The following is an 18,661-nucleotide window of genomic DNA, read 5'->3' as shown; positions in this document are numbered from 1 at the left end:
CTCCCGATGATCAGCAACGCTTCCTGGCAGCGGCTCTGGCGGGAGCTCGGCGCCGACCCGGTGCCCAACGGCCTGTACAACCAGCTGGTCGCCGCCTACAGCGAGCCGCATCGCCACTACCACACGCTGCAGCACCTGCGCGCCTGCCTCGCCCACCTGCAGGCTGCCGCCTCGCTCGCGCCGCACCCGGCGGAAGTCGAACTGGCCCTGTGGTTCCACGACGCCATCTACGATCCGCGCTGCGGCGACAACGAGGAACGCAGCGCCCAATGGGCCTGGCGCAGCATCCTGGCCGCGGGCTGCGGCGAGGACGTGGCGCAGCGTGTGCAGGCGCTCGTGCTGGCGACCCGCGGCCACGCCGAGAGCGACGACGCCGACACGCGCCTGCTGCTGGACATCGACCTGGCCATCCTGGGCGCGGCGCCGGCGCGCTTCGACGACTACGAAGACCAGATCCGGGCCGAGTACGCCCACGTGCCCGGGCCGGAGTTCCGCGCCCGCCGCGCACAGGTGCTGGAATCCTTCCTCGAGCGGCCGCGCATCTACCTCACGCCCGCCTTCCACGACGCGCTGGAGCACCGGGCGCGCGAGAACCTCGGACGCAGCCTCGCCGCCCTGCAAGGCTGATCCGACAAGACGGTTCCCCGCGTGGTGCACGTCACGCGCTGCGGGTTACTTCGGTAACACACCTTCGCCTGCACGTGCGGCGTGACATTCGCCGCACAGGCGTTGCCCGCCGTCTGGCAAATTCAAGTTGCCATGCAGGAAACGGTCACCAACTTCGACCTCCACGTCGCCCACGAGGCCGACCACGCCCGCGTGGCGGTGGCCGGGCACCCGTCGTACGAGCAGGTGCTGTCGATGATCCACCTGCTCGGCGTCGACAGCGGCGAGTGGGCCTTCGAGAAGCTGCTGGTCGACCTGCGTGAAGTGGAGACCGTGTTCACTCCGGAGCAGCAGTTCCGCATCGGGCTGGAGGCCGCGCTGAGCCTGGCCCACCTGCGCAAGGTCGCCTCGCTGACGCGGCCGGAACGCATCACCCGCATCAGCGAGAAGGCGGCGCGGCGCAACGGCACCAACGTGCGGGTGTTCGGCAGCGAGCAGGCGGCGCTGGCCTGGTTGCGCGCGGCCGGCTGAAGCGGCCCTCAGGCAGGGATCAGGAAGTCGCGGCTGATGCGGCCGCCGAGGTCGTTGACGCGGTCGAGGAACTGCGTGAGGAAGGCGTGCAGGCCGGTGGCGAGGATCTCGTCGATGTCGCCGTACTGCAGTTCCGCGCGCAGCCGCCCGGCGCGGCGCTGCGTTTCGGTGGACTGCTCGCTGGAGACCATCGCGAGGTTGTGCACCACCTCGTTCATGCTGGCGTGCAGCGAACGCGGCATGTCGGCGCGCAGGATCAGCAGGTCGGCGACGCGCTCCGGCTTGATCACGTCGCGGTACACCTTGCGGTAGATCTCGAAGCCGGAGACGCTGCGCAGGATCGAGCTCCAGTGGTAGAAGTCGTACTCCTGGTCCTTCTCGCTGGCGGCGCCGAAGAAGTCGCTCTGCACGGCATGGAACTTCACGTCGACCAGGCGCGCCGTGTTGTCGGCCCGCTCCAGGAAGGTGCCCAGGCGCATGAAGTACAGCGCCTCGTCCATCAGCATGGTGCCGACCGTCACGCCGCGCGAGAGGTGCGAGCGGAACTTGACCCATTCGAAGAACTGGCCGGGATCGCGCTCGAAGTCGCCCATGCGCAGCATGCGATTGAGCTCCAGCCAGGTCTGGTTCTGCGTTTCCCACGCTTCGGTGGTGAGCGAGCCGCGCACGGCGCGGGCGTTCTCGCGCGCCGCCCGCAGGCAGGACAGGATGGACGAGGGATTGCTCTCGTCCTTCACCATGAACTGCATCACCCGCTGCGGCTCGACCTCGCCGTGCTTGGCCTGGTAGGCCGGCATCAGCTCGCTGATGGACAGCATGCCTTGCCAGCCGACCTTGGACACCGCGGCGGACTGCGGCAGCAGGGAGGTCTGGTAGTTGACGTCCAGCATGCGCGCGGTGTTCTCCGCCCGCTCCGTGTAGCGCGCCATCCAGAACAGGTGGTCGGCGGTCCGCGACAGCATGTGCTTGTTTTCTCCGGGTCTAGACTTCGAGGATCCAGGTGTCCTTCGTGCCGCCGCCCTGCGAGGAGTTGACGACCAGCGAGCCCTCCTTCAGCGCCACGCGCGTCAGGCCGCCGGGCACCATCTGCACATCCTTGCCCGAGAGCACGAAGGGCCGCAGGTCGATGTGGCGCGGCGCGATGCCCTGCTCGACGAAGGTCGGGCAGCTGGAAAGCGAAAGCGTGGGCTGCGCGATGTAGCCTTCGGGCCGGGCCTGCAGCACCCTGCGGAATTCCTCGATCTCGGCCTTGCTGGCCGCGGGGCCGACCAGCATGCCGTAGCCGCCGGCGCCGTGGACTTCCTTCACCACGAGGTCCTTCAGGTTCGCGAGCACGTACGCGAGGTCCTCGGGGTTGCGGCACATGTGCGTGGGCACGTTCGACAGGATCGGCTTTTCCCCGAGGTAGAACTCGATCATCTTCGGCACGAAGGGATAGATCGACTTGTCGTCGGCCACGCCGGTGCCGATGGCGTTGCACAGCGTCACGTTGCCGGCCTGGTAGACCTTCAGCAGCCCGGCGCAGCCGAGCGTGGAGGTCGGCCGGAACGCGAGCGGATCGAGGAAGTCGTCGTCGACGCGCCGGTAGATCACGTCGACCCGCTTGGGGCCGCGCGTGGTGCGCATGTAGACGAAGCTGTCCTTGACGAACAGGTCCTGCCCCTCCACCAGTTCCACGCCCATCTGCTGCGCGAGGAACGCGTGCTCGAAGTAGGCGCTGTTGTACATGCCGGGCGTGAGCACCACGACCGTCGGGTCGTCGGTGGTGGCCGGCGCGGAGGCGCGCAGCGTCTCGAGCAGCAGGTCCGGGTAGTGCATGACCGGCGCCACCCGGTATGCGCTGAACAGGTCGGGGAAGAGCCGCATCATCATCTTGCGGTCTTCCAGCATGTAGCTCACGCCGCTGGGCACGCGCAGGTTGTCTTCCAGCACGTAGTACTCGGCTTCCTGGCCGCCCGGGCGCGGCGCGCGCACGATGTCGATGCCGGCGATGTGCGAGTAGATGTCGTTCGGCACGTTCACGCCCATCATCTCGCGGCGGAACTGCGCGTTGGCGGTGATCTGCTGCTCCGGCACGATGCCGGCCTTGACGATCTCCTGCCCGTGGTACACGTCGTGGATGAAGCGGTTCAGCGCGGTGACGCGCTGCACCAGCCCCTTTTCCATCAGCCGCCATTCGGCGGCGGGGATGATGCGCGGGATCAGGTCGAAGGGGATCAGCCGCTCGGTGCCGGAGCCGTCCTCGTCCTTGGCGCCGTACACCGCGAAGGTGATGCCCACCCGGCGGAAGATCATCTCGGCTTCGTCGCGGCGCGAGCGCATCATCTCCTGCGGCTGGCGACCGAGCCACTCGGCGTAGGTGCGGTAATGGTCGCGCACGCCCTGCACCTGCAGCTGCGACATGCCGCCCATGGACTGCGACTGCACCTGGAGCGCACCGTCCTGGGGCAGCTGGGCGAACATCTCGTCGAATTTCTGCATGGGTGCGCGTTCTCCGGCAGACAGGATAGCAACTTCCCGGCCATGGCTGGGCCGCGCGCGGCCTGGATTCACTGCTCGCCCGTGTCGGAGCGCGCCGCGTCGTGATGCCAGTAGTGCGGCGCCTCGCGGCGCTCGCAGCGCAGCACCCGCGCTATGCGCGAATCCCAGCGCGCCGCACCGCAGCGAGGCGACAGCGCCAGGACGATGCCCCGTTCCTGGTAGCGATGCTGCACGGCCGGTGCCGGGTGGCCGAAGCGGTTGCGGTAGCCCGCCTGCACCACGGCCGCCCAGGGATGCACCGCATCCAGGAAGCCGTCGCTGGAGGAAGTGCGGCTGCCATGGTGCGGCACCAGCAAGACGTCGGCGGCGAGCGGCGCGCCGCGCGCGAGCAGCGCAGTTTCCTGCGGCTGCTCGATGTCGCCGGCCAGCAGTGCGCTGGCATGGCCGGCGTCGATCCGCAGCACGCAGCTGAGCGCGTTGGGCTTCCCGCGGCCCTCGTAGTCTTCGGCCGCCGGATGGAGGACCTGGAAGCGCACTCCGTCCCAGTCCCAGTGCTGGCCGGCGCTGCAACGGGTGGAAGGGCGGATCGCCTGCAGCGGGTGGCCCTCTTCCAGCGAGCTGAGAAGGCGCGCGCCGGGCTGCATGCGCAGGACCGCGGTCGCACCGCCGGTGTGGTCGCTGTCCCGATGGCTGAGAACGACCAGGTCCACCGTCTCGCCGCCGGCACGCAGCAGCGGCACCAGCACCCGCTGGCCGGCATCGCTCTCGCGGCTGTAGCCCGGGCCGGCGTCGTAGACCAGCGTGTGCGTCGCGGTGCGCACGAGCACGGCGTTGCCCTGGCCGACGTCGGCTGCCAGCAGTTCGAATTCGCCGGCGGGTGGGCGCGGTGCCTGCCATAGCAGCACCGGCAGCATCAGCGGCACACCGAGCAGGCGCAGCGCCGGTGCGGCGCGCGCGGCGAGCAGCAGTCCGCCCAGCACCGCGGCCGCGCCGGCCCACAGCGGCGGGGCGGGCGCCGACCAGGTGGCGAAAGGCAGTTGCGCCAGCACGCGCAGCACCGCGCCGAGCAGGTCCAGCGCCTGCGCCGCCAGGTTCCACAGCGGCGCGGCCAGCACGCCGGCCAGGCCGAGCGGCGTCACCACCAGCGTGACCCAGGGGATGGCGACCAGGTTGGCCAGCAGGCCGACCAGCGACACCTGGCCGAAAAGCAGCAGCGAGAGCGGCGCCAGGGCGAGCGTCACCACCCATTGCTCGCGCGCCAGGGACGCGATCGCCCGCAGCAGCCGGGCGACGCGGCCGCGCCGCTCGTCCTGCGCCGGCGCAGCGGACGCCGGCCCGCTCGCGAACAGGACGCCCACGGCCACGAAGCTGAGCCAGAAGCCGGCCTGCGTCAGCGCCCAGGGGTCGATGGCGACGACGGTGGCGCACGCCAGCAGCCAGACGTGCGGCCAGGGCCAGGCGCGGGCGGCCAGGCGCAGCAGCCCCACCGCCGCGAGCATGAACACCGTGCGCTGCGCCGGCACGCCCCAGCCGCTGAAGAGCGCGTAGCCGGCGGCCAGCAGGATGCCGCCCGCCAGCCCCGCATGCTGCGCCGGCCAGGCCAGGCACAGGCGCCGGCTGCGCCGCCACAGGCGCCCCACCAGCGCCGCCGCGGCCCAGGCGAACATGGTGACGTGCAGGCCGGATATGCTCATCAGATGGGCGACCCCTGTGGCGCGGAACACGTCCCAGTCGGCGCGTTCGATCGCCCCCTGGTCGCCGACCACCAGCGCCGCGAGCACGCCGGCGAGCCGTGGATCGCTCACCTGCGCGTAGATCGCAGCCCGCACCGCATGCCGCGCCCGTTCCACCGGGTGCGCCCAGGTCGCGGCGAGGCGCCGCGGCGGCGGATCGCGCGGCCCCGCGCGCACGTAGCCCGTGGCCTGGATGCCCTGCTCCCACAACCACAGCTCGTAGTCGAAGCCCTGCGGGTTGACGTTGCCGTGCGGCGCCTTCAGGCGCACCGTCCATTGCCAGCGCTCGCCGGGGCGCACGTCGCCGGGGAGCCGGTCCGCGGCGGCCAGACCCTCGCCCCCGCCCTCACCCCCCACATACCAACCCACCATGACCTGCGGCGGCAGCGCGACGGCGCGGCCCTCGTGCTGCGCCGACCCGGGTTCGAAGCGCAGGCGCAGGCCGGCCTCGCTGCGATGCGGCATGGCGGCGACGATGCCCGTCACCTGCAGGTCCGCGCCTTCCAGCGCGGGATCGAGCCGGGTTTCCAGGAAGGAGGCGGCACGCCAGCCGGTCGTGCCGGCGCACAGCACCGTGGCCAGCAGCAGCAGGGCGAAGGTGCGCAGTGCGCCCCGAACCCGGGAGCGCAGCACGATCACCAGCAGCGCGCACGCGAGGGCCGCCCCCGCCACGTACCACGCCAGCGGCCACAGCCGCGGCTGGCGCAACTGCAGGGCAGCGCCCAGCACCACCCCGAGCAGCAGGGGCGCGAGGGCGGAACCGGGTTGCGCGGCGGCAGGCGTGTCCACGCCCCATCAACGCATGAAGGACCCCGGCGGGAAAGGCGGACCTCCCCCAGGTGGAGGAACGTCAGCCGGCCGCGAGGGCTTCGAGCCGGCCGGCGATGTCGGGCAGCGAGGCGATCTCGTTGACGCCGCCGGCCGCGATCGCCTGCCGCGGCATGCCGAACACGACGCAGCTCGCTTCGTCCTGCGCGATGTTGTAGGCGCCGGCGCGGCGCATCTCCAGCATCGCCTCGGCGCCGTCGCCCCCCATGCCGGTGAGCATCACGCCCAGCGCCTGCGGACCCGCCGCCTTGGCGATCGAGCGGAACAGCGTGTCCACCGAAGGACGGTGCCGGTTGACCGGCGGGTCGTCCGTCACGCGCAGGGAATAGCCGCTGCCGCGCCGCACCACCACCAGGTGCCGCCCGCCGGGGGCGATGTAGGCGACGCCGCCGTGCACCGGCTCGCCGTCCCCGGCCTGCTTGACGTGGATGCGGCACAGCGTGTCGAGCCGCTTGGCGAAGGTTTCCGTGAAGCCCGGGGGCATGTGCTGCGCGATCACGATCGGCGGCATCGCCGAGGGCAGGTGCGTCAGCACGTCGCGCAGCGCCTCCACCCCGCCGGTGGAGGCGCCGATGGCGATCACGCGGTGCTGTGCCGCAGGCGGCGCCGCATGCAGCAGCGGTGCCGGCCGCGACTTCAGCGCCGGCTGCGCCAGCACCGGCCGCCGCCGGCTCACGCGCGCACCGGCCGCCGCGCGGATCTTGTCCGCGATCTCCTGCGCGTTCTGTTCGAGCTGGTCGTAGCTGGCCGGCTTGGGGATGAAGTCCACCGCGCCGAGTTCCAGCGCCTTCATCGTGGTCTCGGCGCCCTCGCGCGTGAGCGACGAGATCATGATGACCGGCAGCGGTCGCACCATCATCAGGTTGCGCAGGAAATCGAGGCCGTTCATGCGCGGCATCTCGACGTCCAGCGTGATCACGTCCGGCGGCGTGCGCCGGATGCGGTCGATCGCCAGCAGCGGATCGGGCGAGGCGCCCAGCAGCTCCATGTCCGGCTGCGAGGCGACCACGCGGCCGAGGAAGGCCCGCATCACCGCGGAATCGTCGACGACGAGGACGCGGATCATTTCGGCGGCTTGAAGATTTCGATCTCGCCGCCGGACCGCGCGTCCAGCCGCGACAGGTATTCGCGCTCGCGCCGCTGCACCGTCTCGCTCGGCGTCAGGGCCAGGCGCTTGACCTGCACCTTGCCGCTGTCGACGAAGAAGTGCACCTTGCGCGGGCAGACGTCCAGCAGGTCCTTCGCCAGCACGCGGATGCCCTCCACGCGCAGGAATTCGAGCACGAACTCGCAGTTCTTGGCGCCCACGTCCAGCCGGTCGAAGCCGGCCAGCAGGCGCGCGCCGCCGAACACCTTGGCGACCATGCGGCGGCGGTCGGCGCCCAGGTGGATCATCTCGTTGATCAGCACTTCCATCGCATAGACACCGAAGCGCGCCGAGGCCGCCCAGGGCGAATCGGGGTGGGCCGTGTCGCCGGGCAGCATGAAGTGGTTCATGCCGCCGATGCGCTCGACCGGGTCCCACAGGCAGGTGGAGACGCAGGAGCCGAGCACCGTCGTCACCGCACCGCCGCGGGCCGCGAGGTACTGGCCGGGCAGGATCTTGACCGTATCGATGCGGAACTCGCGGTCGAAGTACCGCAGGGGTTCGCCGTCGCCGTCGTTGTTCAGGCCTGCGCTCAAGCACCCACCCGTTCGTAGGCCGTGCGCCCGCAGGAGCGGAAGCCCGCGTGCGCCGAGGGGAAGCTTTCCGAGTGGCCGACCATCAGCAGGCCGCCGGGCACCAGCAGGTCGGCGAAGCGCGCGAGCAGCTTCTTCTGCACCTCGCGGTCGAAATAGATCACCACGTTGCGGCAGAAGATCACGTCGTACTGTTCCTGCGCCGGCCACACGGGCGACTGCAGGTTCAGCTGGCCGAAGCGCACGATCTGGCGCAGCTCGGGCCGCACGCTCACCAGTCCCTCGTTGCCGCCGGAGCCGCGCAGGAAGTGCCGGCGCAATCGCTCCGGCGCCAGCGTGGCGGCGCGTTCCATGCGGTAGATGCCGGACTGCGCAGTGTGCAGCACGTCGGTGTCGATGTCGGTGGCCAGCACGCTGCCGGGGCACTGCGCCTCGCGCAGCACCATCGCGATCGACCAGGCTTCCTCGCCGGTGGAGCAGGCGCTGCTCCAGCAGCGCAGCGGCGCGCCGCGTTGCTGCGCGCGCGCGCGGGCGCGTTCCAGCAGGATCTCGAAATGGTGCGGCTCGCGGAAGAACGCGGTGAGGTTGGTGGTGAGCGCGTTGACGAAGGCCTCGCGCTCGTCCGAGCCTTCGCGCTGCACGAGTTCCAGGTACTCGCCGAAGCTGCCCAGCCCGCGGGCGCGCAGGCGCCGCTGCAGCCGGTTGTAGACCATGTTGCGCTTCTGCGGGCTCAGCTTGATGCCGGCGTACTGCGCGATCAGGTGGCGCACGGTGCCGAACTCGCGCTCGCCCAGCAGCGAAGCCGCATCGGGCAGCGGCGGCACGGTGTCTGCGATCGGCGCTCGCGCAGCGGGTTCGCGCGAGCGCAGGGACTGCATCTTCACGCTAGAACTCCGTCCACTCCCCGGCGGCTGCAGGCGGCGTCCGCACGGGTGCGGCGGCGCGCCCCACGGCCGGCGCGGCGGGTCGCCGCACGCGGATGCCGGGGACCGGCGCGGCAGCGCGGACCGGCAGCGCCGCGGCGGCGACCTTCGCCTGCGCGGGAACATGCGGCTGCGGCTGCGGCTGCGGCTGCGGCTGCGGCGCGGCGGCTTGCGGCTGGCTGGCGGCGCCCGCCAGCCGGAATCGCGAAGCCATCTTCAGCAGTTCCGCGGCCTGGCCGTTCATGGTCTCGGTCGCACGGGAGGCATGTTCCACCATCGCCGCATTGCGCTCGACCACGCGCTGCATCTGCGTGACGGCCGTGTTCACCTGGCCGATGCCGCCGCTCTGCTCCTGGCTCGCCTGCGCGATCTCGGCGATCAGCCCGCTGACCTTCTCCACCGACATCACCACTTCCACCATGGTGTGGCCGGCAGCGTCCACCAGGCTGGAGCCGGTGTTGACCTTGTCCACCGAGGCGCCGATCAGGCCCTTGATCTCGCGTGCCGCCGCGGCGCTGCGCTGCGCCAGGCTGCGCACTTCGGCCGCCACCACGGCGAAGCCGCGGCCCTGCTCGCCGGCGCGCGCGGCTTCCACCGCCGCATTGAGCGCCAGGATGTTGGTCTGGAAGGCGATGCCGTCGATCACGCCGATGATCTCGGTGATCTTGCGCGAGGCATCGGAGATCTGGTCCATCGTGCGCACCACCTGGTCGACGGCGTCGCCGCCGCGCCGCGCCACGGCCGATGCCTCCAGCGCGAGCTGGCTCGCCTCGCGCGCATGCTCGGCGTTCTGGGCCACGGTGGTCGTGAGTTCCTCCAGCGAGCTGGCCGTCTCCTCCAGCGTGCTGGCCTGTTCCTCGGTGCGCTGCGACAGTTCGAGGTTGCCCTGCACGATCTGGCCGCTGGTGTCGTTGACGGTGTGCGCGCCATGCACCACGCTGCCCAGCACGTTGCGCAGGTTGTCGGTCATTTCCGCCAGGGCGCGCATCAGCTGCGCCACCTCGTCGCCGCCGCCGGTGCGCACCTTCACGGTGAGGTCGCCGCTGGCGACGCGCTGGGCGATCTTGGCCGCCACCCGCACCGGCTTGACGATGTGCACGGTGAGCGGATAGCACAGGGAAAAGGCGAGCACCACCACCACGGTGGCGAAGCCGAACACGATCGACTGCGCGGAACCGAGCACGTCCTGCAGCGCCGCGGCACTCGGGTGCGTGGCCGCCGCGGCGGCGAGCCGCTGCAACTGCCAGACGCCGATCGCGCCCTGCAGCGCGAGCACGGCGGCGATGCAGACGAAAGCCGCCGTCAGGCGCGTACGGATGCTGGAGCGCCGGAAGAAACCGAGCGCGGCCCGGTCGACGTCGCGCTGGACCTCAGGATGGTGCAAGGGGGAATCCTCCTCGAAGCTGCCAAGGCCACCCCGGGGCGCCCGCGCCGCGCGCGCGCCCCTGCGGCCGCCGGACTGCGGATGTCGCTCAGTGGACCGCGCCGTCGACCAGCGCCATGTCGGCGCCCGTCATCAGCTTCTCGATGTCCAGCAGGATGATCATCTGGTCATCGACCGTGCCCAGGCCGGTGATGTACTTGGTGTCGAAGGTGGCCGAGGCGAACTCGGGGGTCGGCCGGATCGCGTCGCTGGCGAGCGTGAGCACGTCGGAGACGGAGTCGACCACCACGCCCACCACGCGGCCGGCGACGTTCAGGATGATCACCACCGTGAACTCGTCGTAGCGCGCCTCGCTCAGGCGGAACTTGATGCGCAGGTCCAGGATCGGGACGATCACGCCGCGCAGGTTGATCACGCCCTTGATGAAGGAAGGCGCGTTGGCGATGGCGGTGGGCGTCTCGTAGCCGCGGATCTCCTGCACCTTCAGGATCTCGATGCCGTAGCTCTCCGCGCCCAGCCGGAAGGTGAGGAACTCGCTGGCCGGCCCGTCGGTGGGCTTGCCGGCCGTGGAAGTGACGCTGGCCATCGGTGCTTGCATGCTTTCTTCTCTCCTGTGTCGCGCGTGGTGCTTCGGGTACCGTCCGTCCGAGAATGCCATCGCGGCCGAAGTGTTGCAACTCGTAAACGGAACCTAGACCGCCGTTTTGACCGACTCTGCGCAAAAGCCGCGAACGGCGTCCGTCTGTCGTTCGTCCGGCGCCTTCCAGCCGATGGCCTGCGTGGCGTCGAACGCACACACTTCGGCCTGGATCTCCTGCGGTGCGGGCTCCTCGGCGCGCAGCCTGAATCGCGCGACGAGCTGCATCAGTCCGGCGGACTGCGCCTGCATCGCCTCGGTGGCTGCCGCGGCTTCCTCCACCAGTCCCGCGTTCTGCTGCACGACGTGCTCCATCTGCGCGACCCCGGCATTGACCTGCTGGATGCCGGAACTCTGTTCCTGGCTGGCGACGGCGATGTCCGCCACGAGGTCGCTCACCTTCTTCACCGCCGCCACGATTTCGTCCATCGTCGCGCCGGCGTGGCCCACCAGCTTCGCCCCGGCCCCGACCTTTTCGACCGACTCGCCGATCAGCGCCTTGATCTCCTTGGCCGCCGCGGCGCTGCGCTGCGCCAGCGTGCGCACTTCGGCCGCGACCACGGCGAAGCCGCGGCCCTGCTCGCCGGCGCGCGCAGCCTCCACCGCCGCATTGAGCGCCAGGATGTTGGTCTGGAAGGCGATGCCGTCGATCACGCCGATGATCTCGGAGATCTTCCTCGACGAGGCGGTGATGCCCTCCATGGTGCTGACCACCTGGCCCACCACCTCGCCGCCCCTGCGCGCCACCTGCGAGGCGCTCTGCGCGAGCTGGCTCGCCTGGCGCGCCGAATCCGCGTTCTGCGCCACCGTGGAAGTCAGTTCCTCCATCGAGCTGGCCGTCTGCTCCAGCGTGCTCGCCTGTTCCTCGGTGCGCTGCGACAGGTCGTGGTTGCCCTGCGCGATCTGCGTGCTGGTGTGCGCCACCACGTCGGCACCCCCCGCGACTTCGCCGATCAGGTGGCGCAGCTGCCCCGTCATGTCCTGCAAGGCGGCGAGCAGCAGCCCGGCCTCGTCGCGCCGGGTGGTGCGGATGTCCACGGTGAGGTCGCCCCGCGCCACGCGCCGCGCCGCGGCCACCGCCTCGCGCATCGGCCGCGTGATCGAGCGCGAGACCACGACCGCGAACAGCAGGGCGAGCAGCACCGAAGCGCCCGTCGCCGCCGCCATAAGCGTGAGGCTCGCGTGCGCGCTGCCGGCGGACTCCGCCGCCAGGCTGCGCGCCTCGGCGGCCAGCACCTGCACCAGCTTTTCGATGGCATCGAGGTAGGCGAACTGTGCGCGCCGGATCCGATTGAGCATCATGTCGCGCGCGTCCTGCATCTTGCCGGCGTCGGCGAGCTTGAGGAACTCGTCTTCCATCGCGAGGTAGGTCTTGCCGGTCTCGGCGATGCCTTGCAGCGCCTCGCGCGCCTGGGGGCTGCGCGCGAGCTTCGCCAGCTCGCCCTGCAGCCGGTCACGCTCCTGGCGTCCCAGGCGGATGGCGCCGACCTCCTCCAGCATGTCCTCCTCGGGCACGATGAACAGGTTGCGCATGTCCTTGGCGGCGGCTTCCACGCGGGCCCGCCATTCGCCGGCGTGGACGAGGGCCGGCGTATGGCTGTTCGCCAGTTCGTCCACCCGCGCGCTCTGGGCCGCCAGGCTGGCGATGCCCAGCACGCACGTCGCCACCGCCAGCGCGATCACCAGGCCGAAACCCAGCGCAAGCCGGACGGACACCCGCAGGTCCTGGAACATCAAGTCGTTCTCCTGTGACGCGATCCGCGACGACGGCTCGCTCCTGGCGAGGATCGCATTCGAAAGGCTTACGGCTCTAGACCTAGGTCAAGCGAGGCGAACGACTTAACCCTCGGACCGGAACGATGTCACAGCTGCAGCGCGCCTTCGCGCCCGGACATGCGCACCAGGGACGCCACGTCCAGGATCAGGGCGACCGAGCCGTCGCCCATCACCGTGGCGCCGGAAAGTCCCGGCACGCGGCGGAAGTTCGCCTCCAGGCTCTTCACCACCACCTGCTGCTGGCCGACCAGTTCGTCCACCAGCAGGACGGCCTTGGAGCCGTCGGTCTCTACGATCACGGCGATCGCCGAGGGCTGCTCGCGGCGCTTCTGCGGCGGGAACAGCTTCGCCAGGTGCAGCACCGGCAGGTATTCGTCGCGCACGCGCAGCGTGTCGCCGTGCCCCGGCAGCGTGTGCAGCTCGCCCGGGTTGACGCTCAGCGACTCGACGACGCAGGCCAGCGGCAGCACGTAGGTTTCGCTGCCGACCGAGATCGTCATGGCTTCCATGATCGCCAGCGTGAGCGGCACGCTGACCGTCACGCGCATGCCCTGCCCCGCCACCGAGGACAGGTCCACCGCGCCGCCCAGCGCCTGGATGTTGCGGCGAACCACGTCCATGCCGACGCCGCGGCCGGAGACGTCCGTCACCTTGTCGGCCGTCGACAGGCCGGCCTCGAAGATCAGTTGCCAGACCTCGGCGTCGGGCGCCTCGCGCGAGATGGCGCTGCCCCGCTCGATGGCACGCTGCAGGATGCGCTCGCGATCCAGCCCGCGGCCGTCGTCCGCCACCTCAATCAGGATGTTGCCCCCGCGCTGGCTGGCGCGCAGCCACACCGTGCCGACCGGCGGCTTGCCGGCGGCGACGCGCTCCTCCGGCGTCTCCAGGCCATGGTCGATCGCATTGCGCACCAGGTGCATCAGCGGATCGGAGATCTTCTCGATCAGGCCGCGATCGAGTTCGGTGCTCTCGCCGGAGACCTTCAGCTCCACGCGCTTGCCGAAGCGGCCGGACAACTCGTGCACCACGCGCGGGAAGCGCGAGAAGACGTTGGAGATCGGCAGCATGCGGATCGCGAGCACCGCCTCCTGCAGGTTGCGCGTGTGGCGCGCCAGGTCCGCCAGGCCGCTGTTGGCGCTGTAGCGGCCGTCGGCGACCGTTTCGGCCAGCGCGCCATTGCGCTGGAGCATGGCTTCGGTGATCACCAGTTCGCCCACCAGGTTGACGAGCAGGTCGATCTTCTCGGTTGCCACGCGGATGAAGGTGGTGTCTTGGGCCGCGCTCGCGAGCGCCTCGTGCAGATCGGAAGCGGCGGTCGGCGCGGCATGGGTCGCCGGGACGGCGGAAGCCGGGGCATCCGGCTCGCGCGCCGCCCGCGCCTTCTTCAGGTCCTCGGGCGTCACGAACAGGTCGACCGAGCCGCCGTGCTGCGTGGCCGCCGCGGCCGCGGCCTCGGGTTCCGTGCTGGCACGCACCGCCCGCTTCCTGAATTCCTCCGGGTCGACGAAGAACTCGTCCTCGCCTTCATCGGCGGCCGATGCGGCCGGGGCGAGCGGCTGGTCCTGCGGCACGCTGGTGGGCGCCACGGCCGCGGTGTCGGCCTGCGGCTGCGGCGCCTCCAGGGTCTGCAGCGCGATCTGCTCCGGCGCCACGACCAGCGCCAGCACGCTTTGCAGGTCGGCGGCGGCACCCTGCAGCGCCACTTCGAAGCACACGCTGCCGCCTTCGACGTTGTCGACGACGGTGTTGGCCACGGCGCCCATCTCGGCCAGGCCGGTCAGCATCATGTCCAGTTCGAGTTCGTCGATGGCGCTGGCCAGCGGCCCGAGCGTGACGCGGAAGCTGCGGGTCACCGGTCCGGCCTGCCCGTCGCGCGCATCGGCCGCGGGCTGGGCGACGCGCTCGCGCAGCAGCGCCTCCACCGCGCCGGCGTGCGGCGTCTCGGCCAGCGCGCCGCGACGGTGCTGCACCTGCAGCCGCAGGACGTCGCCGGCCTGGAGCATCGCGTCGATGTCGTCCGGCGCGATCGGCCGCTCGTTCTTGCGCAGCAGGTCCAGCAGGTTTTCCTGCAGGTGCGTCAGCGCCGCGATCTCGCTGCATCCCAGCATCGCCGCGCTGCCCTTGATGGAATGCACCGCGCGGAAGATCGCGTTCAGGTCGTCCGGTGCCGGCGCATCGACATCCATGCGCAGCAGGATGGCCTCGACGTTGCCGAGGTGCTCCTGCGCTTCCTCGAAGAAGATGGTGCGGAAGGCGAGCGGGTCGCCGAAACTGTTCGAGGGCTGGAACATGACGCTTCCCTTTTTTCCTGCGCGTCAGATGAACTTGCCGACGATGTCGAGCATGCGCTGCGGATCGAAGGGCTTGGCCATCCAGCCGGTCGCGCCGGCGTCGCGGCCCTTCTGCTTGAGCTCGGGGCTTGCCTCCGTCGACAGCACGATCAGCGCCACCGGGTCGTACTTGGGCAGCTGGCGCAGTTCGCGCACCAGCGTCACGCCGTCCATGCGGGGCATGTTGTGGTCGGTCACCACGAGGTCGAACACGCGCGTGCGTGCCAGCTCCAGCGCCTCGACGCCGTCGCCGGCCTGCGCCACCTCGTAACCGGCGCCTTCCAGCACCGCCGCCACCATGGCACGCATCGAGCGGGTGTCGTCCACCACCAGGATCGATTTGCTCATTGTTGTTTACTCCGGGACTTGTCGCGCTTGCGGCTGCTGGGAAGGAATTTGGCGATCACCTCGAGGAGGCGGTCCTCGTCGAGGGGCTTGGTCAGGTACTCGTCGCAGCCCGCGAGCGAGCCGCGCAGCTTGTCGAACGGCGAGCTGCGGCTGGTGAGCATCACCACCGCGGTCTTCTTGATCGCGTGCTTGTTGGCCTTGATCAGCTTGCAGACCTGGTAGCCGTCGATGCCGGGCAGCACCACGTCCAGGAACACGCAGGCATATTCGCGCTGGCCGGTCAGGCCCACCGCTTCCTCGCCGGTCTCGGCGAAGTCGACCTCGAACTGGAACGGCGCCAGCTTGGCCTTCATGAACATGCGCACCGAGGCGTTGTCGTCCACCACCAGCACCGTGTCGCCGGCCGCGCGCTTCTGCGCCGCGGGATCGAAGCCGCTGTGCGGCGCATGGGTGCGGCCGGCGCTGCTGGCCGACAGCGTGTGGCCCAGGGGCAGCGTGCCGTCGTCGTCGTCGCGATGGCGGCCGGCACCGGAGCCGGCGGCCGCCGTGACCGTTTCCTCCAGTGCCTGCAGCAGGCGGGCCCACTGCAGCGGCCGCGGCAGCAGCGGGAAGCCGAGGCTGTCGGCGTTGGAGCCGATCATCACCGCCGGCAGGTTGGCGCGGCGGCTCAGCATCTTGAATTCGCCCAGCGCCTCCGGGTTCTCGGCATCCACCAGGTAGATGTCGGCCGAGCCGCTCACGGTGGACGCGGGGTCGTACTGGACGAAGCCGGGATCGCGCCGCGCGGCGAGGGCGAAGATGCTCGCGAGCATCGAACGCTCCACCGCGTTGAAGCCGATCACGTCGACCAGGTATTGTTCGTTCACATTCACGGTAACCACCTCTGGCCCAGAAGGCCGAGTACGGCATCCGCATCCGGAAGCCGGTCTTTCACCTCTTTGGCAAGCATTCGGTCCAGCAGCGGCTGCAGGCCGGCGATGTCGGCTGCCAGCCGCGGCAGCGGTGCGACGAGGTGCTGCGACAGCACCTCCATCAGCGTCTCGCCGGAAAACGGGGGGCAGCCACGGAGCATCTCGTGCAGCAGCACGCCGAGGCTGTAGACGTCGGCCGCGGGCGCGGCGGCCGCGCCCTGGAGCTGTTCCGGCGCGACATAGCGAGGCGTGCCGATGATCGCCCCGGGCTGGGCCCGCGGATCGAGCGCGCCGGCCGGTGTGACCAGGCCGAAGTCGGCCAGCACCAGTTCGCCGGTGGCGCGCAGCAGCAGGTTGTCGGGCTTGACGTCGCGGTGCACCAGCCCCTGGCGATGCAATTGCGCGACGGGCTCGGCGGCCTGGCGCAGCAGCGCGAGCGCTTCCTGCGCCGTGCTGCCCTGGCCGATCAGGCGCCGCAGGTTGCCGCCGGACAGGTACTCCATGGCCAGCCAGCCGCGGCCTTCCGCCTCGCCGCAGCCGTGGACCTGCACGATCCGCGGGCCGGCCAGGCGCTGCGCGATCGCGTATTCGCGCATCAGCGAGCCATCGCCGGCGGGCTGCACCTTCAGCACCACTTCGCGCCTCGCGGCCACGTCCCAGGCCAGCCACGCCTGTGCGTGGCGCCCGCGCCCGACGTGCCGCAGCAGGCGAAAGCCCGGGATGCGCGGCGTGGCGGCGGCGCCCGGCAGCGGGGCACGCGCCACACGCGAGTCGGCGTCGGCCGAAGCAGGGTGCAGGGAGATCATCACAAGCCCATGCGCGCCAGGTCGTCGAGCAGCGCCTGCGCCGACGGGTAACGCTGTTCGTGGTCCTTGGCCATCAGGCTTTCCATCACGGCCTGCAGGTGGGCGTGGTCGGGCGGCAGCAGCGGCACCGGTTCCTGCACGTGCATGCGCAGCAGCTCCTGCGCGGAGCTGGCGTGGTAGGGCTTGCGGCCGGTGAGCAGCTCGTAGGCCATCACGCCCAGGCTGTAGATGTCGCAGCGCGCGTCCACCGGCCGGCCCAGCGCCTGCTCGGGGCTCAGGTAGTAGGGCGTGCCGACGATGTCGCCCGCGCCGGTATCCGTGATCTTCATCGAGGTCTGCTTGGCCACGCCGAAGTCGGCCAGCGCCAGGCTGCCGTCGTGGCGCAGCATCAGGTTGTCCGGCTTCATGTCGCGGTGCACGATGCCGACGTCGTGGACCGCGCCCAGCCCGGCGGCGGCCTGCTTGATGTACGACAGCGCCGTGTCCGGGGCGATGGGGCCGGCCCGCATGCGCTGGCGCAGGTCGCCGTTCGGGAAGAACTCCATCGCGATGTACGCGTGGGCCACCGAGAAATCCTGCCGGTGGATGCGCGCCACGTTCGGGTGGTGGATCTGTGCCAGCAGCGCGTATTCCTGGATGAAGCGCTGCAGGGCGTCGCCTTCCAGGCCCTGGTCCAGCCGCATCACCTTGAGCACCTGCGCCGGCCCGCCTTCGGCCGCCTGCGCCAGGTAGATCGCCGCCATGCCGCCCTCGCCGATCTTGCGCAGCACCCGGTAGCCCTCGATCAGCAGGTGGGTGCCGGACATGGGCGCGTTGGGCACCGGCGCGGCCACCACGGCGCGGCGGCGCACGTTCTGGTTGGCCTGCAGCGCGTCGCGCAGCTTATGGAAGACCTGCGGCGAGGTGTGCGAGCCGCGGCGCGGCACGAGGCCCGTGACTTCGACGATGTCCAGGAAGCTGTTGTCCGGCAGGCCGACCGAGCCGATGCGGCCGCCCTCGGCGCGCCCGGCGGAGGCGAGCTGCGTGGCGGCGGAGGTGGCGATGCTCCAGTTCAGGTCCATCGCCGTGAGTTCGAGCAGGCGGGCCACTTCGACCGCCTCGCCGGCCGCATGGACCTTGCCATTGGCGCGCCGCGAGAGGTCGGCGATGCCCAGGTGCACGCCCGCGGCGAGGCTGAGGGCCGGCAGGTGGGCCAGTTCCTGGCGTTCGGCCACGGCGTGGGCCAGTTGCACCGCCTCGTGCACCAGCAGGATGGCGGCGTGCAGGCCGCGCTGCGCGTGGTTCGGCTTCTTGTCTTCCGGCCGGTTGCTGAAGACGGCGAGGATGGAATCGGGCCGGCGGGTCGCGACCTCGCCATCGAGCTTGAGGACGGGTTCGGTGAGGACGCGCCGCACTTCGTTGACGAAGCTGGCCGCGCCATCGCTGCCGAGCGCATTGCACACGTCGGAGAAGTGGTGCAGCCGGGCGTAGACGATGGTGGCCACCGTCGCCGTGGTCTCGGCGGCGGTGCCGCTGTCCAGGGTGGACGCGAGCTGCGAGGTCGACACGAAGTCGCCCACGGCCGGCGCACGTTGCGCCTCGGAGGTGGTGCGGGCTTCGAACAGTTGTCGCATTCAGTTACATCCTGGCCTGCAGTGTACATTTGGTCACACGGGCCGCGCACCTGTCTGTCACCTCCCCGCCACCG

The 18,661-nt window shown here is 70.7% G+C and carries 16 protein-coding genes; 2 read left to right on the top strand and 14 right to left on the bottom strand.

From position 1 onward, the window contains the following. Nucleotides 1–6: 6 nt before the first annotated feature. Nucleotides 7–627 (top strand): HD domain-containing protein, encoded by a 621-nt coding sequence (locus tag JI746_RS05250; RefSeq protein ID WP_201687730.1) that lies wholly within the window; start codon nucleotides 7–9, stop codon nucleotides 625–627. Between the two features lie 132 nt (nucleotides 628–759). Continuing rightward, on the top strand, nucleotides 760–1,137 hold the full coding sequence (locus JI746_RS05245) for a SpoIIAA family protein (protein ID WP_201687729.1): 378 nt from the start codon (nucleotides 760–762) through the stop codon (nucleotides 1,135–1,137). An 8-nt stretch (nucleotides 1,138–1,145) separates the two neighbouring features. Here the strand turns inward: JI746_RS05245 and JI746_RS05240 are convergent, their stop codons facing one another. From JI746_RS05240 to JI746_RS05175, 14 genes are all read right to left on the bottom strand, one after another. Beyond that, nucleotides 1,146–2,099, bottom strand: coding sequence for an alpha-E domain-containing protein (locus JI746_RS05240; RefSeq protein WP_201687728.1), 954 nt, complete (start codon nucleotides 2,097–2,099; stop codon nucleotides 1,146–1,148). Nucleotides 2,100–2,118: 19 nt separating this feature from the next. After that, entirely contained in the window at nucleotides 2,119–3,618 is a 1,500-nt protein-coding gene (locus JI746_RS05235) for a circularly permuted type 2 ATP-grasp protein (protein WP_201687727.1), read from the bottom strand. Nucleotides 3,619–3,686: 68 nt separating this feature from the next. Next, nucleotides 3,687–6,140 (bottom strand): DNA internalization-related competence protein ComEC/Rec2, encoded by a 2,454-nt coding sequence (locus JI746_RS05230; RefSeq protein ID WP_330892947.1) that lies wholly within the window; start codon nucleotides 6,138–6,140, stop codon nucleotides 3,687–3,689. Nucleotides 6,141–6,201: 61 nt separating this feature from the next. Continuing rightward, a complete protein-coding gene (locus JI746_RS05225) occupies nucleotides 6,202–7,245 on the bottom strand; it encodes a protein-glutamate methylesterase/protein-glutamine glutaminase (RefSeq protein ID WP_201687726.1) in 1,044 nt (347 codons plus the stop codon). Further along, a complete protein-coding gene (gene cheD / locus JI746_RS05220; RefSeq protein WP_236599563.1) occupies nucleotides 7,242–7,862 on the bottom strand; it encodes a chemoreceptor glutamine deamidase CheD in 621 nt (206 codons plus the stop codon). Before cheD ends, JI746_RS05225 begins: the two co-directional genes overlap by 4 nt. Next, the gene (locus JI746_RS05215) at nucleotides 7,859–8,737 is read right to left on the bottom strand and encodes a CheR family methyltransferase (protein WP_236599598.1); all 879 of its coding nucleotides are present in this window, start codon (nucleotides 8,735–8,737) and stop codon (nucleotides 7,859–7,861) included. The genes cheD and JI746_RS05215 overlap by 4 nt, the downstream gene beginning before the upstream one ends. Nucleotides 8,738–8,744: 7 nt before the next feature. Further along, nucleotides 8,745–10,166 (bottom strand): methyl-accepting chemotaxis protein, encoded by a 1,422-nt coding sequence (locus JI746_RS05210; RefSeq protein WP_201687724.1) that lies wholly within the window; start codon nucleotides 10,164–10,166, stop codon nucleotides 8,745–8,747. Nucleotides 10,167–10,254: 88 nt separating this feature from the next. After that, nucleotides 10,255–10,764, bottom strand: a complete 510-nt coding sequence (locus JI746_RS05205; protein WP_408004077.1) for a chemotaxis protein CheW — start codon at nucleotides 10,762–10,764, stop codon at nucleotides 10,255–10,257. Between the two features lie 93 nt (nucleotides 10,765–10,857). After that, entirely contained in the window at nucleotides 10,858–12,537 is a 1,680-nt protein-coding gene (locus JI746_RS28155; protein WP_330892946.1) for a methyl-accepting chemotaxis protein, read from the bottom strand. 128 nt (nucleotides 12,538–12,665) lie between these two features. Further along, a complete protein-coding gene (locus JI746_RS05195; RefSeq protein ID WP_201687723.1) occupies nucleotides 12,666–14,870 on the bottom strand; it encodes a chemotaxis protein CheA in 2,205 nt (734 codons plus the stop codon). Between the two features lie 24 nt (nucleotides 14,871–14,894). Beyond that, nucleotides 14,895–15,257 (bottom strand): response regulator, encoded by a 363-nt coding sequence (locus JI746_RS05190; RefSeq protein ID WP_201687722.1) that lies wholly within the window; start codon nucleotides 15,255–15,257, stop codon nucleotides 14,895–14,897. Continuing rightward, nucleotides 15,254–16,129, bottom strand: a complete 876-nt coding sequence (locus JI746_RS27960) for a response regulator (protein ID WP_201687721.1) — start codon at nucleotides 16,127–16,129, stop codon at nucleotides 15,254–15,256. Before JI746_RS27960 ends, JI746_RS05190 begins: the two co-directional genes overlap by 4 nt. Then, nucleotides 16,126–16,974, bottom strand: coding sequence for a serine/threonine-protein kinase (locus JI746_RS05180; protein WP_201687720.1), 849 nt, complete (start codon nucleotides 16,972–16,974; stop codon nucleotides 16,126–16,128). Before JI746_RS05180 ends, JI746_RS27960 begins: the two co-directional genes overlap by 4 nt. Continuing rightward, nucleotides 16,974–18,587, bottom strand: coding sequence for a serine/threonine-protein kinase (locus tag JI746_RS05175; protein ID WP_201687719.1), 1,614 nt, complete (start codon nucleotides 18,585–18,587; stop codon nucleotides 16,974–16,976). Before JI746_RS05175 ends, JI746_RS05180 begins: the two co-directional genes overlap by 1 nt. Between the last annotated feature and the right edge of the window lie 74 nt (nucleotides 18,588–18,661).

This window comes from Ramlibacter alkalitolerans, from assembly GCF_016722765.1.
Lineage (GTDB): Bacteria > Pseudomonadota > Gammaproteobacteria > Burkholderiales > Burkholderiaceae_C > Ramlibacter > Ramlibacter alkalitolerans.
The sequence above is the reverse complement of the archived record's forward strand: the minus strand, read 5'-3'. Positions and strand labels throughout refer to the sequence as shown.

Bases quoted from the DNA above. Each gene is read 5' to 3' on its own strand.
- JI746_RS05250 (WP_201687730.1), top strand. From the start codon at position 7: ATGATCAGCAACGCTTCCTGGCAGCGGCTCTGGCGGGAGCTCGGCGCC.
- JI746_RS05245 (WP_201687729.1), top strand. From the start codon at position 760: ATGCAGGAAACGGTCACCAACTTCGACCTCCACGTCGCCCACGAGGCC.
- JI746_RS05240 (WP_201687728.1), bottom strand. From the start codon at position 2,099: ATGCTGTCGCGGACCGCCGACCACCTGTTCTGGATGGCGCGCTACACG.
- JI746_RS05235 (WP_201687727.1), bottom strand. From the start codon at position 3,618: ATGCAGAAATTCGACGAGATGTTCGCCCAGCTGCCCCAGGACGGTGCG.
- JI746_RS05225 (WP_201687726.1), bottom strand. From the start codon at position 7,245: ATGATCCGCGTCCTCGTCGTCGACGATTCCGCGGTGATGCGGGCCTTC.
- JI746_RS05215 (WP_236599598.1), bottom strand. From the start codon at position 8,737: ATGCAGTCCCTGCGCTCGCGCGAACCCGCTGCGCGAGCGCCGATCGCA.
- JI746_RS05205 (WP_408004077.1), bottom strand. From the start codon at position 10,764: ATGCAAGCACCGATGGCCAGCGTCACTTCCACGGCCGGCAAGCCCACC.
- JI746_RS28155 (WP_330892946.1), bottom strand. From the start codon at position 12,537: ATGTTCCAGGACCTGCGGGTGTCCGTCCGGCTTGCGCTGGGTTTCGGC.
- JI746_RS05195 (WP_201687723.1), bottom strand. From the start codon at position 14,870: ATGTTCCAGCCCTCGAACAGTTTCGGCGACCCGCTCGCCTTCCGCACC.
- JI746_RS05190 (WP_201687722.1), bottom strand. From the start codon at position 15,257: ATGAGCAAATCGATCCTGGTGGTGGACGACACCCGCTCGATGCGTGCC.
- JI746_RS05180 (WP_201687720.1), bottom strand. From the start codon at position 16,974: ATGATCTCCCTGCACCCTGCTTCGGCCGACGCCGACTCGCGTGTGGCG.
- JI746_RS05175 (WP_201687719.1), bottom strand. From the start codon at position 18,587: ATGCGACAACTGTTCGAAGCCCGCACCACCTCCGAGGCGCAACGTGCG.